Annotated in this window: 14 protein-coding genes and 2 tRNA genes; 5 read left to right on the forward strand and 11 right to left on the reverse strand. The window is 58.9% G+C overall.

The genetic code is table 11. The features are described from left to right. Positions 1 to 3 precede the first annotated feature (3 nt). A complete protein-coding gene (locus tag ACZ9W6_RS16265; RefSeq protein ID WP_465192227.1) occupies positions 4 to 987 on the forward strand; it encodes a DNA-directed RNA polymerase subunit alpha in 984 nt (327 codons plus the stop codon). Between the two features lie 21 nt (positions 988 to 1,008). Beyond that, positions 1,009 to 1,401 (forward strand): 50S ribosomal protein L17, encoded by a 393-nt coding sequence (gene rplQ, locus ACZ9W6_RS16270; protein WP_465192228.1) that lies wholly within the window; start codon positions 1,009 to 1,011, stop codon positions 1,399 to 1,401. Between the two features lie 44 nt (positions 1,402 to 1,445). Here rplQ and ACZ9W6_RS16275 read toward each other — a convergent pair whose 3' ends face one another. Next, positions 1,446 to 2,831 (reverse strand): aminotransferase-like domain-containing protein, encoded by a 1,386-nt coding sequence (locus ACZ9W6_RS16275; protein WP_465192229.1) that lies wholly within the window; start codon positions 2,829 to 2,831, stop codon positions 1,446 to 1,448. Positions 2,832 to 2,955: 124 nt separating this feature from the next. Here ACZ9W6_RS16275 and aptA point away from each other — a divergent pair, with 124 nt between their 5' ends. The 3 genes from aptA to ACZ9W6_RS16290 all read left to right on the forward strand — a co-directional run bounded on the left by aptA (position 2,956) and on the right by ACZ9W6_RS16290 (position 7,605). After that, entirely contained in the window at positions 2,956 to 4,272 is a 1,317-nt protein-coding gene (aptA, locus tag ACZ9W6_RS16280; RefSeq protein WP_465192231.1) for an omega-aminotransferase AptA, read from the forward strand. 54 nt (positions 4,273 to 4,326) lie between these two features. Further along, positions 4,327 to 5,814, forward strand: coding sequence for a CoA-acylating methylmalonate-semialdehyde dehydrogenase (locus ACZ9W6_RS16285; protein WP_465192232.1), 1,488 nt, complete (start codon positions 4,327 to 4,329; stop codon positions 5,812 to 5,814). A 171-nt stretch (positions 5,815 to 5,985) separates the two neighbouring features. Beyond that, entirely contained in the window at positions 5,986 to 7,605 is a 1,620-nt protein-coding gene (locus ACZ9W6_RS16290; protein WP_465192233.1) for a methyl-accepting chemotaxis protein, read from the forward strand. Between the two features lie 61 nt (positions 7,606 to 7,666). Here ACZ9W6_RS16290 and lnt read toward each other — a convergent pair whose 3' ends face one another. From lnt to ACZ9W6_RS16340, 10 genes are all read right to left on the reverse strand, one after another. After that, entirely contained in the window at positions 7,667 to 9,184 is a 1,518-nt protein-coding gene (lnt, locus tag ACZ9W6_RS16295; protein ID WP_465192234.1) for an apolipoprotein N-acyltransferase, read from the reverse strand. A gap of 2 nt (positions 9,185 to 9,186) precedes the next feature. Continuing rightward, entirely contained in the window at positions 9,187 to 10,026 is an 840-nt protein-coding gene (locus tag ACZ9W6_RS16300; RefSeq protein WP_465192236.1) for an HlyC/CorC family transporter, read from the reverse strand. Positions 10,027 to 10,032: 6 nt separating this feature from the next. After that, positions 10,033 to 10,542 carry an rRNA maturation RNase YbeY gene (gene ybeY / locus ACZ9W6_RS16305; protein ID WP_465192237.1) on the reverse strand — a complete coding sequence of 170 codons (510 nt, stop codon included), beginning with the start codon at positions 10,540 to 10,542 and terminating at the stop codon, positions 10,033 to 10,035. After that, positions 10,523 to 11,494: a PhoH family protein gene (locus tag ACZ9W6_RS16310; RefSeq protein ID WP_465192238.1), complete on the reverse strand. Its 972-nt coding sequence runs from the start codon at positions 11,492 to 11,494 to the stop codon at positions 10,523 to 10,525. Before ACZ9W6_RS16310 ends, ybeY begins: the two co-directional genes overlap by 20 nt. Before the next feature lie 8 nt (positions 11,495 to 11,502). Then, positions 11,503 to 11,835 (reverse strand): hypothetical protein, encoded by a 333-nt coding sequence (locus tag ACZ9W6_RS16315; protein WP_465192239.1) that lies wholly within the window; start codon positions 11,833 to 11,835, stop codon positions 11,503 to 11,505. Positions 11,836 to 11,837: 2 nt separating this feature from the next. Further along, positions 11,838 to 13,172, reverse strand: a complete 1,335-nt coding sequence (miaB, locus tag ACZ9W6_RS16320; protein ID WP_465192240.1) for a tRNA (N6-isopentenyl adenosine(37)-C2)-methylthiotransferase MiaB — start codon at positions 13,170 to 13,172, stop codon at positions 11,838 to 11,840. 172 nt (positions 13,173 to 13,344) lie between these two features. After that, the gene (locus ACZ9W6_RS16325; RefSeq protein WP_465192241.1) at positions 13,345 to 14,532 is read right to left on the reverse strand and encodes a cation:proton antiporter domain-containing protein; all 1,188 of its coding nucleotides are present in this window, start codon (positions 14,530 to 14,532) and stop codon (positions 13,345 to 13,347) included. A gap of 377 nt (positions 14,533 to 14,909) precedes the next feature. Beyond that, a tRNA-Met gene (locus ACZ9W6_RS16330) sits at positions 14,910 to 14,986 on the reverse strand. Between the two features lie 34 nt (positions 14,987 to 15,020). Beyond that, positions 15,021 to 15,097, reverse strand: a tRNA-Met gene (locus ACZ9W6_RS16335). A gap of 88 nt (positions 15,098 to 15,185) precedes the next feature. Further along, positions 15,186 to 16,340, reverse strand: coding sequence for a class I SAM-dependent methyltransferase (locus tag ACZ9W6_RS16340; protein ID WP_465192242.1), 1,155 nt, complete (start codon positions 16,338 to 16,340; stop codon positions 15,186 to 15,188). Between the last annotated feature and the right edge of the window lie 37 nt (positions 16,341 to 16,377).

The raw sequence follows: 16,377 nt of genomic DNA on the forward strand, positions 1-16,377 counted from the left end.
ACTATGCAAAACAGCGCTTCGGAATTTCTGAAACCGCGTCTGATCGATGTGCAGCCGGTTTCGGCTACACACGCCCGTGTGTCGATGGAGCCGTTCGAGCGTGGCTATGCCCATACTTTGGGTAATGCCCTGCGTCGTATTCTGCTTTCTTCGATGCCTGGCTACGCACCGACCGAAGTTACTATTGCTGGCGTTTTGCATGAGTATTCCGCACTTGACGGTGTTCGGGAGGATGTTGTTGACATTCTCCTGAACCTGAAGGGTGTGGTACTTAAACTGCATGGTCGTGACAGTGTAATCCTTTCCTTGAAGAAGGAAGGCGAAGGCGCTGTTTTGGCTGGTGACCTTGAGCTGCCACATGATGTAGAAGTGATCAATCCTGATCACGTTATCTGCAACTTGTCGGTAGGCGGCAAGATTGATATGGAAGTCAAAGTTGAGAAAGGCCGTGGCTATCAGCCAGTTTCGGCTCGTATCAATCACGATGACAACCGTACCATTGGCACCATCCAACTCGATGCTTCGTTCTCCCCGGTTGCTCGCTGCAGTTTCAATGTAGAGAGCGCTCGTGTAGAGCAGCGTACTGATCTGGACCGTCTGGTTCTGGATATCGAGACGAATGGCGTGATTGAGCCTGAAGAAGCCGTGCGTATCTCCGCACGTATTCTGATGGATCAATTGTCGATCTTTGCAGATCTGCAAGGCACCGCAGTTGAAGAAGTCGTTGAAAAGGCTCCGCCGATCGATCCGATCCTGCTGCGCCCGGTAGATGACCTCGAACTCACGGTACGTTCCGCCAACTGTCTGAAGGCAGAGAACATTTACTACATCGGTGATCTCATTCAGCGTACGGAAACCGAGCTGCTGAAGACCCCGAACCTTGGTCGCAAGTCTCTGAACGAGATCAAGGAAGTTCTTGCTTCTAAAGGCCTGACCTTGGGCATGAAACTTGAGAACTGGCCACCGGCTGGTCTTGAGAAGCCCTAAGCCGGGATAAAGGACACTACAATGCGTCATCGTAATAGCAATCGTAAACTGAATCGTACCAGCAGCCACCGCTTGGCCATGCTTCGCAATATGGCTAACTCGCTGCTGCAGCACGAAGTTATTGTAACTACTCTGCCGAAGGCCAAAGAATTGCGCCGTGTTGCCGAGCCGCTGATTACCCTGGGTAAGAAGCCTTCTCTGGCTAACCGTCGTCTGGCTTTCGACCGTACTCGCGATCGTGAGATCGTAGGCAAACTGTTCGACGTTCTGGGCCCGCGCTACGCAGCTCGTAACGGCGGCTATGTTCGCATCCTGAAGTACGGCTTCCGTCAGGGCGACAACGCTCCGATGGCACTGGTTGAACTGGTGGACCGTCCGGAAGGTGAAGTAGTTGCTGAAGAAGCTGCCGAGTAATCGACAGCCTTCACTGAAAAAGCCAGCGTTCGCGCTGGCTTTTTTCATTTCTGCCTGAGCCATTGCCAGAACTGAGGGTTGTTAAGGTAGGCCGTATTGAATCTGAAATAATTGTTTTCTTGTTGCTGGCAGTTGAATAGAGATCCCGGCGCCAGATAGATTTGCCGTTTTCTTGCTTCAGCCACATTGATGCTGATGCCCTCTGGCGGCTTGGCCCAGACAAACATGCTTCTGGCACCGTTATCGAATAATTGCCAGCCGGCTTGCTCGAATAAATTGGCGGCCTCACTGCTGGCTTGCATGATGCGGGTGATCAGGCGGCTGTTGTGCTTTTTGTACTTGCTGTCACTGGCCAGTTCAAGGGCAAGTGTCTCCGTGTAGCTGGAGCTGGTCAGTGCGGCCAACATCTTGGCGCGAGTCAGAACATTTTGCCAACGTGTTGGTGCCAGCATATAGCCGACTCTTAATGCCGGACTGATTGCCTTGCTGAAGCTGCTGATGTGGATTACCTGCTGCAAGCCATCAAGTGCGGCGAGGGTGGTCACCGGTGTTTCGAGCAAGTCAGCCGATACATGGTCTTCGATAATCAACACGCCGTATTGTTGTGCCAGCCTGAGTACGCCATGTGCGATATGTGGCGCATAGCTGGCACCCGTGGGATTGTGCAGCCATGGATTGGTAAAGAATACCTTGGGCTGATGTTCACGAATCAGCTGTTCCAATTGCGTCAAGTCTGGACCTTGCGCATTCCAGTCGACGCCATGCAGTCGACAGCCGCGAAAGCGCAGGGCTGACAGCAGGTTGCAGTAGCCGGGGTTGTCGACCAGCACATCGTTATTGTCGAGTCTCAGGCTGTTGCAGACGAGATCCAGTGCATGTGTTGCCCCCTGGGTCAGCAAAATATCTTCCGCCTGGCAGCGTAGGCCCTGTCTCCCCAGTTTTTCTGCCAGAAATTCTCGTAATGCCGGCAAGCCTTGCGGATGACCATAGCCGATGTTGATGCGCTGCTCGCGGGCAATTTTCCTGAGTGCTCGCGTCTGAGCCTCTTCGTCGTACCAGTTGGCGGGTAGCCAGCCGCAACCAGCCAGCACACCTTGTTGCTCGCCTCGATAAATGCCGCTGAGCAGCCAGTCGCTATCCAGTGGCAGTTCGGCAAGCTGTTGTCTCACCGAGGCTGCCGTTAGCTGTTTGCGCTGCGCGTAGAAGCCTGCACCTTGTCTGGCGGCCAACCATCCTTCTTGTACCAGTCGATCATAGGCTTCGCTGACGGTGAACGGGCTGGCGTTGATTTCTTTGGCCAGAAGGCGGATCGATGGCAGCTTGTTGCCACTGGCAAGGCGGTTATCGCGTATCGCCTGCTGAATGCCGTGCACGATCTGCTCGACCTTGGTGCGCTGGCTAGCGTCTAGTAAATGGGCATAGCGGGACATAACTGTATCTACTTTTTTACCAGTACGGTTTGGTATGAATTGACATTAACTGTACCTGTAACTGTACTGGTTTGCGCTCTACATTGACAGCATCTGATCAGCATGGCGCAGAGGAGAGTTCGTCATGAGTACACAAGGAATGGATGCTTTCTGGATGCCGTTTACGGCCAATCGTCATTTCAAGGCTAATCCGCGCATGCTGGTCAGCGCTGATGGCATGTATTACCAAGATGACGCCGGTCGCAACATCCTGGATGGTTGCGCAGGCTTGTGGTGTGTGAACGCAGGTCATAATCGCCAGTCCATCGTCGCCGCCATTCAACAACAGGCGGCGACGCTGGATTATGCGCCGCCGTTCCAGATGGGGCATCCGAAGGCCTTCGAGGCCGCAGAGAAGTTGGCCGCAATGGCCCCGGCCGGTCTCGACAAGGTGTTCTTTGTGAACTCCGGCTCCGAAGCCGCCGACACGGCGCTGAAAATGGCGATTGCCTATCACCGCGTGCGTGGCGACGCCGGCAGGGTGAAGCTGCTCGGTCGCGAGCGTGGATATCATGGGGTGAACTTCGGCGGTATTTCAGTCGGCGGCATTGCCGGCAATCGCAAGCTGTTCCCGCTGGCCTTGCCGGCAACTGACCATATCCGCTCGACCCATGATCTGGGGCGTAATGCCTTCACGCGCGGTGAACCGGAATTCGGTGCCGAGTTTGCCGATGATCTCGAGGCCCGTATTACCACCTTGCACGATCCGAGCACGATTGCCGCGCTGATTGTCGAACCGATGGCCGGCTCGACCGGTGTACTGATTCCGCCCAAAGGCTATCTGCAGCGCCTGCGCGAAATTTGCGACAAATACGGCATTCTGCTGATCTTTGATGAAGTGATTACCGGTTTTGGTCGTCTGGGTGCCGACTGGGCGGCCAACAAGTTTGATGTGTTGCCCGACATCATTACCTGCGCCAAAGGCTTGACCAACGGCGTTGTGCCGATGGGTGCGTTGATTGTCAAACCGGCGATACACGATGCCTTCATGGCTGCGGCTGCCGAGCGCGCCATCGAATTCCCGCACGGGTATACCTATTCCGCCCACCCGCTGGCGTGTGCCGCCGCGATTGCTACGCTGGATCTGTATCGTGATGAAGGCTTGTTCGAGCGTGCGGCGAACCTTGCTCCGCGCTTTGAAGACAAGGCACATGCCTTGCGCGGTACACGTCATGTGAAAGACATCCGCAACCTTGGCCTTGTGGCCGGGATCGAGCTGGAGTCGCGCCCGGGTGCCGCTGGCGCACGCGGTATGGATGTGTTCCTGAAGTGCTGGGAAAAGGGTGTGCTGGTGCGCTTTACCGGCGACATCATTGCCGTGTCGCCACCGCTGATTATCAGCGAAAGCGAAATCGACCAGCTGTTTGCCACGATTGCCGCCGCGATTCAGGAAACCGAATAAACCATAGTGTTGTGGCCAGGGTTGGCCGCAACACCATCAGTACGAAAGCCGAACATGCATAGCATTCCCCATCTGATCGCAGGCGAACAGCACGCTGGCCTCAGCGAGCGATTTTCTGATGTCTACAATCCGGCAAGCGGCGAGGTGATCGCTCGTGTGCCGCTGGCCAATGATGATGAAGTCAACGCCGCAGTGGCGGCGGCCCGCCGTGCGTTTCCGGCCTGGGCCGAGACCTCGCCGCTGAAGCGTGCGCGGGTGATGTTCAAATTCAAGATGTTGCTGGAAGACAATGCGCGCCAACTGGCCGAGATCATCTCGCGTGAGCATGGCAAGGTGGTGTCTGACGCGATGGGTGAAGTCACTCGCGGGTTGGAAGTTGTCGAGTTCGCCTGCGGCATTCCGCAGTTGCTGAAAGGCGAGTTTACCGAGCAGGTCGGCGGCGGCATCGACAGTCACTCCATGCGTCAACCGCTGGGCGTGGTGGCCGGCATTACGCCGTTCAACTTCCCGGCCATGGTGCCGCTGTGGATGATTCCGGTGGCACTGGCCTGCGGCAATACTTTCGTGCTCAAGCCATCCGAACGCGACCCTTCAGCAGCCTTGTTCCTCGCTGATCTGCTGAAGCAGGCCGGCTTGCCCGATGGTGTGTTCAATGTCTTGCATGGCGACAAGCAGGCCGTCGATGGCCTGCTGACCCACCCCGATGTACAGGCGATCAGCTTTGTCGGTTCGACACCGATTGCACAATACATCTACGAAACCGGTGCCCGTCACGGCAAGCGGGTACAGGCGCTGGGCGGTGCCAAGAATCATCTGGTGGTGATGCCGGATGCTGATCTGGATGGCGCGGTCGAGGCGCTGATCGGTGCGGCTTACGGTTCGGCTGGCGAGCGTTGCATGGCGATCTCGGTGGCCTTGGCGGTTGGCGATGTGGGTGACGAGCTGGTGGCAAGGTTGGCCGCAAGGGCGCGGGCATTGAAAATCGGTGTCGGCGATGATGCCGCGGCGGAAATGGGCCCGCTGGTTAGCCGTGCGCATCAACAGAAAGTGCAAGGCTATATCGACCAGGGCGTGGCCGAAGGCGCGCAACTGGTGGTGGATGGTCGTGGCTACCGCCATGCCGGCCATGAGAATGGATTCTTCCTTGGGGCCAGCCTGTTTGATCATGTCACCCCGGAGATGACCATCTATCGCGAGGAGATCTTCGGGCCGGTACTGGCTATCGTGCGGGTACCCGATTTCGAGACGGCGGTGCAGCTGATCAATGATCATCCTTACGGTAACGGTACCAGCCTGTTTACCCGTTCGGGGGCGGCGGCACGCGAGTTCAGCCATCGCATTCAGGTCGGCATGGTGGGCATCAATGTGCCGATTCCGGTGCCGATGGCTTTCCACAGCTTTGGTGGCTGGAAGGCTTCATTGTTCGGTGATCATCATATGCACGGCCCGGAAGGCGTGCGCTTTTACACCCGCATGAAGACCATCACCACGCGCTGGCCGGAAAAGCTGACCGCCGAATTCGTGATGCCGACCATGAAATAAAGTCCACTGTTCCTTTGAGTGAGCGGTTTTGCCCGGCATTTGCCGGGCATTTTTATTCCCGTCTTGGGTAAGTGCTACTTGTCGCTTTGTAGATAAGCTGTTACATCTTGCAGACCACGATATTAATAAGTGTTGTCAGCAAGCGGAGGACGCATGAGTCAGCAACAGGGAATGTCTCTCAAAAGACGGCTGCAATGGCAGGTTATTCTGGTCACCATCCTGCTATTTCTGGTTGGCGGGATTACCTTGTATTTCGAGCGTCAGACGCTGATCCAGGATAGGCAAGACAAGGTGCGCAACCTGACCGAGTCCGCGATGACAGTACTGAAAGGCTTCGAAGACCTTGCCGCAGCCGGCAAGTTGTCTGATGCCGAGGCCAAGGCCCAGGCAGCCGCTGTGCTCAATACCATGCGCTATGACGTCAACGAGTACTTCTTTGCCTTTGATACCCAGTGGAGCTGGGTCGCCCACGGCGTCAAGCCGCAGCTGACCGGCAAGAATCTGTTCGATATCAAGGATCCGACCGGTGTCAATCTGGGTGAACTGTTCAAGCGCGAGACCCAGGCCAGCGGCAAGGGTTTTGCCCAGTATGTCTGGGACAAGCCGGGTTTTGATACGCCGCAGCCCAAGTTGTCTTATCTGGCAACTACACCGCGCTGGAAATGGGTGGTGGGTACCGGTGTTTATCTTGATGATGTGCAGGCTGCGATTGTCGAGTCGGCATTGCTGTTGCTGGCCGTTATCGGTATGGCGGTGGCCGTGGTGATCCTGGTCGGTTTCCGTACCGGCAGTGTAGTGATGCGCCAGCTGGGCGGCGAGCCGGCATTGACGCGCCAGATCGTCAGCCAGATTGCCGAGGGCGATCTGAATGTACCGGTGCCTTTGCGTCAGGGTGATAACGACAGTCTGTTGGCTGCCGTAGCCAATATGCAGCAGCATTTGCGTGGTCTGGTCGGCGGTATTGTTGATAGCAGCGATCGCCTTGCCGGCATGGGTAACCAGATCAGCAGCAATGCCAACGCGGTGGCGGTAAGCTCGAATCAGCAAAGCCGCTCGGCTACCGATATGGCCGCCTCGATCGAAGAGCTGAGTGCCAGCATTCGCCAGATTGCCGAGCTGGCCGAACATGCACGCGATGTCTCGCGCTCATCCGGCAAGACCTCGAGTGAAGGTGGCGAGGTGATCTCGCAGGCGGTTGGCGAGATGCAGCGCATCAACACGGCGGTTGATCAGGCGGCTGTCACCATTGCCGATCTGGTCGAAAAAACCCAGACCATCTCCAGCATTATGCAGGTGATCAAGGATATTGCCGACCAGACCAATCTGCTGGCGCTGAACGCCGCCATCGAGGCGGCACGTGCTGGCGAATTGGGCCGCGGTTTTGCCGTGGTGGCGGATGAAGTGCGCAAGTTGTCGGAGCGTACCGCCTCGGCTACCCAGGAAATTGCCGGCATGATCAACGAGATCCAGAGTGGCTCGGAAGCCTCGCGGCGCAATATGGAAGAAGCGGTTGGCCGCGTGAAGTCCGGCCTCGCGCTGGCCGAGCAGGGCGGCGAGTCGATTCGCCAGATCCGCGAAAGTGCCAGCAGCGTGGTGACGGTGGTCAACGATATTTCGCAGGCCTTGAGCGAGCAGGGCCATGCCAGTGAGGAAATCACCCGCCATGTCGAGCAGATTGCGTTGGCGGCAGCGGATAATGCCCAGTCGTCCTCGCGGGCGTCTGAAGCTATCAACGAGCTGAACGGCCTGACCAAGGATTTGCGGCAGATGGCGTCGCGCTTCCACGTCTGAGGCACCCCTCAGGGACACTAGGCAAGAAAAAGGCAGATCCGCGGATCTGCCTTTTTTCATGTCAGCGCTCCAGCTGGCGCTCGGTGCGGTAATGTCGCCACAGCCGCAAGACGAGGCCAAATGTTAGAAGGGCAGCGCAGAACAGCAGCACCGGCTGATTGCCGTACTGCATATACGGCGTCAGCCCGTGCATGCCTTGCACGCGGCTGCTCAGGCTCTGGCGCAAGTCCGGGGCGGCGACGGTCTGCACCTCACCGTTGGCCGCAATGATGGCGGTCATGCCGGTATTGGTGGCGCGCAGCATCGGGCGGCCGGTCTCGAGCACCCGTGCCTGTGACAGCTGCAGCTGCTGGCTCATGGCATTGCTCTGGCCAAACCACGCCAGATTGCTGACATTGGCCAGCATGGTGGCTTTGGCCGCCGGGCCGATCAGCTCTTCGCCAAAGCCGTCTTCGTAACAGATATTGAAGGCAATGCGCTGATCCTTGACTGCTAGCGGCGCTTGCATGTCGCCACCGCGACTGAAGCCCGACAGCGGCATATTCATATAGCGGTACAGCCAGCCGGTAATCGCCGGCAGCGGAATGAACTCGCCAAACGGCACCAGGTGATTCTTGGCGTAGTAGGGTGCGCTCGGGTCATTCAGCACCACCACGGCATTCAGATAGCCGCTGCCATCCTGGGTGCGGCGAGGAATGCCGCTGATCAGCACACTGTTGTTGCGCTCGGCTTCGCCATTGATCATGGTCAGAAAGCCCGATGGCAAATCGCCAAGGAAGACCGGCAGCGCCGTTTCAGGCAGCAGGATCAGGTCGCTTGGCGGGGCGGTGGCCACCATGCGGTAATAAGTGGCCAGCGTTTCTTCGAACATGGCCGGATCCCATTTCAGCGACTGCGGAATATTGCCCTGCAGCAGGGTGACATTCAGCGGCTCGCCGGCTGGTGTGGTCCATTGCTGCTGCTTCAGCCAGTGACTGCCGCTCCACAGGCCGGCAAGCAGGCTGGCAAACAGCGCCAGCTGCCATTTGCGCTGCCACTGCATGATCAGCAAGAACAGGCTGGCCGACAGCGCCACCGCATAGCTGACACCGTGAATGCCGGTGACCGCGGCAAGGCCGGCCAGCGGGCTTTCGGTAATCTGGCTGTAGCCGATAGCCCCCCACGGAAAGCCGGTCAGCAGCCAGCTGCGCAGCCATTCTCCTACTGTCCAGAAGGCCGGAAACAACAAGAGCCAGCGGCTGGTCTGCCCGCTGCCCAGTTTCTGGCTGAGCCAGACTGCCAGCGCGGGGAACAGCGCCAGATAGGCGGGCAGCAGCAGGGTCAGCGTGCCGGCCAGTGGCCACGGCAGGCCGGCAATATCGTGCAGGCTGATGTAGATCCAGTAAAACTGGCTGGTATAGGCGGCGAGGCCCCATAGCCAGCCGAGCAGAAAGGTGCGTTGCGGCCAACGTTGTACCGCAAACAGCAGTGCCGCCAAGAGCAGCGGCATCAGCAGGAACAGACGATAGGGGGCAAAGGCGAGGCTGCTGGCAGCACCGCTTGCCAGCACCAGGCCCAGCAAGGCGGTGGCTTGCAGCATGATTAGTCCTTGGGTGCCGCGCGGCGCTCGACCAGCAAAGCCTGCAGGCGGCGGCTGTCGGCGCGGATCACGGTGAAATGCCAGTCTTCGAGCTGCAGCCCTTCGCCACGAGTCGGCACATAGCCGAGGTTGGCCGTCACCAGACCGCCGATGGTGTCAACCTCATCGTCGGGCAGCGCCGATTCGAAATACTCGTTGAAGTCCTCGATCGAGGTGGTGGACAGCACGCGGAAGCGGCCGCCGCGTACCGGCACGATGTCTTCTTCGGATTCGATCAGATCGTGCTCGTCGTCGATATCGCCGACGATTTCTTCCAGCACGTCTTCAATGGTGATCAGACCGGAGACGCCGCCGTATTCGTCAACGACGATGGCCATATGGGTCTTGGTAGTGCGGAATTCGCGCAAGAGGCTGTCCAGCCGCTTGGTTTCCGGCACGAAGACGACCGGGCGCAGTGATTTTTCCAGACTGAACTGTTGCGGTTGCAGGCAGTAACGCAGCAGATCCTTGCTCAGCAGGATGCCCTTGACGTCATCCTTATCCTCGCCAATGACCGGGAAGCGCGAGTGACCAAGCTCGATCACATGCGGCAAGACCTTGTCTATCGGGTCTTCCAGCCGGATCACGTCCATCTGGCTGCGCTGTACCATGACTTCGCGTACGCAGCGCTCGGAGAAGGACAGCACGCCTTCGATCATGGCCAGCGACTCGGCATCCAGCACATTGCGCTCGAAGGCGGCGTGCAACTGGGATACCAGTTCTTCGCGGTCTTCCGGTTCGTGGGTAAAACGGTTCAGCAGTCTCTCGAACCAGTTGGGCGAGGGTTTACTGGAATCTTCCATGATGGCTTAGTGTTTCTCCGCTGCGTAAGGGTCTGCATATCCTAGCTTTGCCAGGATCACAGTTTCAAGATTTTCCATGATATCGGCTTCGTCGTCGGCCTCGTGGTCAAAGCCCTGCAGATGCAGCATGCCGTGTACCACCAGGTGCGCGTAGTGCGCTTCGAGGCTCTTGCCCTGTTCGGCGGCCTCGCGTGCCACGACCGGGGCGCAAAATACCAGATCACCAAACAATGGCAAGCCTGCAACGGTATCGCCCTCGTTCAGCGCGAAGGACAGTACATTGGTGGCGTAGTCCTTGCCGCGATAATCGCGGTTGAGCTGGCGGCCTTCAGCTTCGTCCACCACCAGGAGCGAGATCTGCGCCTTGCGATGCTCGCGCTGCAGCGCTGCCTGGCACCAGCGGCGCCAGAGCTTGCCTTCCGGCAGCGCCTGTTCGGTTTCGAGGCGGTCTTCGAGCGTCAGCTCCAGCCTTGCGGCCAACCTTTGCAATACATGATTACGCTTGGCTTTTTTCATTGTCTTTGGCGTGATACTGGTCGTAGGCGTCAACGATCTTCTGCACCAGCGGGTGGCGCACGACGTCTTCGCTCTGGAAATGATGGAAACAGATGCCGCGCACCTTGTTAAGAATGCGCTCGACTTCGACGAGGCCGCTCTTCTGGTGACGCGCAAGGTCGATCTGGGTGATGTCGCCGGTGATGACCGCTTTCGAGCCGAAGCCGATACGGGTCAGGAACATCTTCATCTGTTCCGGCGTGGTGTTCTGCGCTTCATCCAGAATGATGAAGGCGTTGTTCAGCGTGCGGCCGCGCATGTAAGCGAGCGGCGCAATCTCGATCAGGCCTTTTTCAAACAGCCGTGCCACCTTGTCAAAACCCATCAGGTCATACAGTGCGTCGTACAAAGGGCGCAGGTAAGGGTCGACCTTCTGTGCGAGGTCGCCGGGCAAAAAGCCCAGCTTCTCGCCGGCCTCGACCGCCGGGCGTACCAGCACGATGCGCTTGATCAGGTCACGCTCCATCGCGTCCACGGCACAGGCGACGGCCAGATAGGTCTTGCCGGTACCGGCCGGGCCGATGCCGAAGGTGATGTCGTGGGCGAAAACATTGCGGATGTACTGGCGCTGGCGCGGCGTGCGACCCTTGAGGTCGCGGCGGCGGGTGTGCAGCACCACGTGCTCTTCCTCGGCCTCGCCCGCGGCGGAAGGCTCCGGCTGGCTGCGAATTTCGACCAGGCCCAGCTGCACATCATTGATGGCCAGATCGCGTTTTTCCGCCAGCTGGTAAAAGCGTTGCAGCAGCTGCAAGGCCTTGGCGGCCTGTTCGCCACGAATGCTGAATTGCTCGGCGCGGTGCTGGATCACAACATCCAGCCCGGTTTCGATCTGTTTGAGATTTTCGTCCAGCACGCCACAGAGGCGGGCCAGGCGTTCATTGTCTACCGGCAGAAAGGAATAATCGCAATGCATGCTGTGTCTTAGGGTTTGGACTGGCTGCCCGGGCAAGCCTTCTGGGCGTGCCAGCGTTTGAGTTCGGCCAGGCGGTTTTCCAGCCCGGCCACCCGCTGTGCATCAACCGTCGGTGTGCCGAGTGGCACACCGAAGTCGATGGCAATACTGCCATTACCAATGATACGGCCCAGGCCGATATTGAGCTTGACCGGGCTTTCCTTGCTGTTGCGTGCCTGCTGCAGGGCGGCATGGGTGCTGAGGATGTCCTCGGCCAGTTGCGGGCAGGACATCTGCGCGACTGGCGGTGTGGTCGCGCAGGCGGCCAGCAGCAACAGGGCAGGTAACAGCAGGGCTTTCATGCTCAGGCGCTTTCCATGGTCAGCACTTCGCCACCCAGCGAATGCGGGTGTGCTTCTGTGATGACAACCTCGATCATCTGATTGATCAGGCGTGGCTGGCCGTAGAAGTTGACCACGCGGTTGTTGGCAGTACGTGCGGCCAACATCGCCGGGTCTTTCTTCGAGACGCCTTCCACCAGTACGCGCTGCACGGTGCCTACCATGCTCTGGTTGATCTCGAAGCCCTTGGCCTCGATTACCTCGTTAAGTGCCTCCAGGCGGCGTACCTTTTCCTTGTGCGGGGTATCGTCGCTGAGGTTGGCCGCAGGCGTGCCAGGGCGCGGGCTGTAGATGAAGACGAAGCTGAAGTCGAACTCCATGTCTTTCACCAGCTTCAGCGTGGCTTCGAAATCAGCCTCGGTTTCGCCGGGGAAGCCGACGATGAAGTCGGACGACAGGCACAGATCCGGGCGCAGCGCGCGCAGCTTGCGGATGATGGATTTGTACTCGAGGCCGGTGTAACCGCGCTTCATCGCCGACAGCACACGGTCTGAGCCGCTCTGTACCGGCAGATGCAGATGCGAAACCAGCTTCGGCAGCTTGGCGTAGCAGTCGATGATGCGCTGGCTGAATTCGCGCGGATGGCTGGTAGTAAAGCGCAGGCGCTCGATGCCCGGCACTTCGTGTACGTACTCCAGCAGCAGGGCGAAGTCGGCAATCTCGCCATCGGCCATCACGCCGCGATAGGCATTCACGTTCTGGCCCAGCAGGGTGATTTCCTTCACGCCCTGTGCGGCCAGGCCGGCGATCTCGGTCAGCACGTCATCAAACGGACGCGACACTTCTTCGCCGCGGGTGTAAGGCACCACACAGAAGGTGCAGTACTTGGAACAGCCTTCCATGATGGAGACAAAGGCCGCGCCACCTTCGACCTTGGCTGGCGGAATGTGGTCGAACTTCTCGATTTCGGGGAAGGAAATATCGACTTGCGAGGCGCCGCTGTTCTGGCGGCTCTTGATCAGCTCCGGCAGGCGATGCAGGGTTTGCGGGCCGAATACCACGTCCACATACGGCGCGCGCTTGACGATGGTTTCGCCTTCCTGACTGGCCACACAGCCGCCGACGCCGATGATCAGATTGGGATTGGCTTCCTTCAGCGGCTTGATGCGGCCAAGGTCGGAGAACACTTTCTCCTGTGCCTTTTCGCGCACGCTACAGGTGTTGAACAGGATGACGTCGGCCTCTTCCGGATTATCGGTCTTGACCATGCCTTCGCTATTGCCCAGTACATCTGCCATCTTGTCCGAGTCGTACTCGTTCATCTGGCAGCCGAATGTCTTGATGTAAACCTTTTTCATGCCTGCTGTATCTGCCCTGCTTGGCTGCGCGATGGCCGCCAGAAAAATAAAGGCCAGCGATTACCGCGGGATCACACACCGCTTTCAGGGTTTTCGCTGGCAAATGAATAGCTTGCGATTCTAGCACAGTGTGCCGGCCGCTGCGGAGCCCCGCGGGCGGGGCGGTCCGCGCTCAGGCAGACTGTGGCGGGCGGGCCGGCAAATGCTTGTGCAGCAGGCGGAACAGGAAGGGATTCAGCAAGATGGACAGGATGGCCGCGGCAATCACCAGACCGTGGGCGCGTGCCGACAGGATTTCCAGCTGCAGACCGAGGCCGGCGAGAATGAAGGAAAACTCGCCAATCTGCGCAAGGCTGGCCGCAATCAGCCAGCGTTGCTCGTGCGGGCGTTTCAGCAGCGCCATCAACAGCCAGGCGGCCAAGCCTTTGCCGACAATCACGATGGCCAGCGTGGCAAGGACCGCCCAGGTATCGGTCAGCAGGATTTTCGGGTCAAACAGCATGCCGGCGGCGACAAAGAACAGCACCGAGAAAGCATCGCGCAGCGGCATGGCTTCTTCGGCGGCGCGATGACTGAAGGGCGAGCCGGCCAGCACCGAGCCGGCAAAGAAAGCGCCCAGTGCAAACGACACATCAAACAGCACCGAGGCACCAAAGGCCACGCCCAGCGCAATGGCGAGCACGGCGAGGCGGAACATCTCGCGGCTGCCGGTGTAAACGATGTATTCGAGCAGCCAAGGAATCAGCCGCTTGCCGACCAGCATCATCACCGCGACAAAGGCGGCGACCTTGCCCAGCGTCAGCAGCAGCGCCGGCAGGGTGTCACCAAGGTTGGCCGCAGACTGTCCGGCCAGCGCAGGAATCATCACCAGCGCCAGAATGGTGGCGAGGTCTTCGGTGACCAGCCAGCCAATGGCAATCTTGCCGCCTTCGCTATTGTCCTGGCCGAGGTCTTCCAGTGCCTTCAGCAGCACCACGGTGCTGGCAACCGATAGCGCCATGCCGAACAGCAGACCCTCGGCCATGCTCCAGCCGAGAAAGGTCGACATGCCATAGCCGAGCGCAATCGCCACGCCGATCTGGGCAATGGCGCCGGGCAGGGCGACGCGGCGCACCGACAAGAGGTCGTTGATCGAAAAATGCAGGCCGACGCCAAACATCAGCAGGATCACGCCCAGCTCGGCCAGCTCCGCGGCCAGGTGGGCATCGGCAACAAAGCCGGGGGTAAAGGGGCCGACAATAATGCCGGCGCAGAGAAAGCCCAAAAGCGGTGGCAGCTTGAGGCGCAAGGCCAGCATGCCGAGGGCAAAGGCTGCCAGCAGCGCGCCGACCAGCGTGGAGATCAGTGGGGTTGCGTGCATATCAGTCTCCTGTAAGTTGTTTCTGATACGAAGCCGTCAGCCAAAGATGGTTCCGCAAAATGTGTAATATCGCTAAATATTTTGTTAGAAATACGTGATTTTGAAAATTTCAGTCATTTTGCAAGTGTGGAATTCGGCCTGGCTGGCGATAGTCTGTGACCGGATTATTCACCGTAACATGCCGCTTGCGTGACGCAAAGTGATGATATTGATGCGAGGTTTATCGCGGTGCGATTTGCCGGGCAGGTGGTGGTGCAAGAGCTGATGATGGGTGAGTGCTGAGTATGGCTTACTTGCCGAACGGGGCTGAAGTGCGAGGGGAGGGGCGATGCGAAAGAGGAATGAAAAAAGCCAGCTTGCGCTGGCTTTTTTCGTTTTGGTGGCGAATCAGGGACTCGAACCCCGGACCTGCGGATTATGATTCCGTCGCTCTAACCAACTGAGCTAATTCGCCGTGAAATCTGACAAATCAGACTTCGCAAACTGTGTGGTGGCGAATCAGGGACTCGAACCCCGGACCTGCGGATTATGATTCCGTCGCTCTAACCAACTGAGCTAATTCGCCACATCTACCGGCGCGTCTGCACCGGAGACGCGAACTATACGCAGGCGATTCCGGGCTGTCAACGCTTGTGATGAAATTTTTGTGCAGCTTACAGCGTGTAGCAGCGATCGCCGTCGGCAAAGCCGCACCAGTCTATGGCAATGTCCTTGCCAAAGCCGATCACCTTGAAGGTTTCGCCCATCTCTTGTGGCGACAGCAGGCGTTGTGCCGCCTTGGCCAGCGGCAGATAGGTTTTGACATTGTCGGCATCCAGATGTGACAGCAAATCGGTGATGCCGGCATTGACGAGGAATTGTGCCTGGCTGGTGTAGCCGATCAGGTCCAGCCCGGCATCGATGCCACTTTGCGCCACCGCACTGAAGTCGACATGGCAGGTCAGATCCATCAGGCCGGGCAGATAGAACGGGTCTTGCACCGTATGGTGGCGATAGTGGCCAAGCAGGGTGCCCATGCTGCGTTCGGGGTGGTAGTACTCGCCGGCGCTGTGGCCGTAGTCGATCATGATGATCGCGCCGCGCTGCAACACGCCGGCCAGGGTGTGGATGAAGCCGCGGTTGGCGAGGCTGATTTCGCTTTCGTAACGCGGAATGTCCGGCACAAGGTTGGCCGCAAGCTCGGCTAGCGCGGCATCGGCAAAGTCGCGATCCTCGTAGCAGAAAGCCCCGTCGCGGATGGTGACGCCGCGCTGCTTCAGCTGTTTCTGTTCGTCGCGGAATACCAGTTCGCACGGCATGGCATCGAGCACTTCGTTGCCCAGCAGAATGCCGTCAACCTGTCCGGGCAGGCTGGACAGCCACTCGACGCGAGTGCGCAGATGCTCGGGCAGGCTGGCGATGGTCGCCTGCTGGCGCTCGATCAGATCCGGTGACAGGTCGATAATCGCGTAGCGACGCGGCAGGCAGCCCAGCGCATCAAGCGCGCTCAGCAGGTCTGCGGCCAACCTGCCACTGCCGGCGCCGAATTCGATGATCTCGCCGCTGGTCTGCGGCAGCAGTTCGGCCAGCTGGCGCGCCAGTGTCTGCGCAAACAGCGGCGTCAGCTCCGGTGCGGTAACAAAGTCGCCGGCCTCGCCGAATTTGCGGCTGCCGGCACTGTAATAACCGAGGCCGGGCGCGTACAGCGCCAGCTCCATGAAACGCGAAAAAGGCAGCCAGCCCTCGTTGGCCGCCACTTCGGCGGCGATGGTCAGGCTAAGTTGCTGGCTGACGGCCAGCGCTTCGGCAGAGGGTTGCGGCAGATTCATGGTGCGATCGTTGTCAGTCTCGGGGATGTCGAGTATA

The sequence above is a fragment of the Vogesella lacus genome, assembly GCF_979366295.1.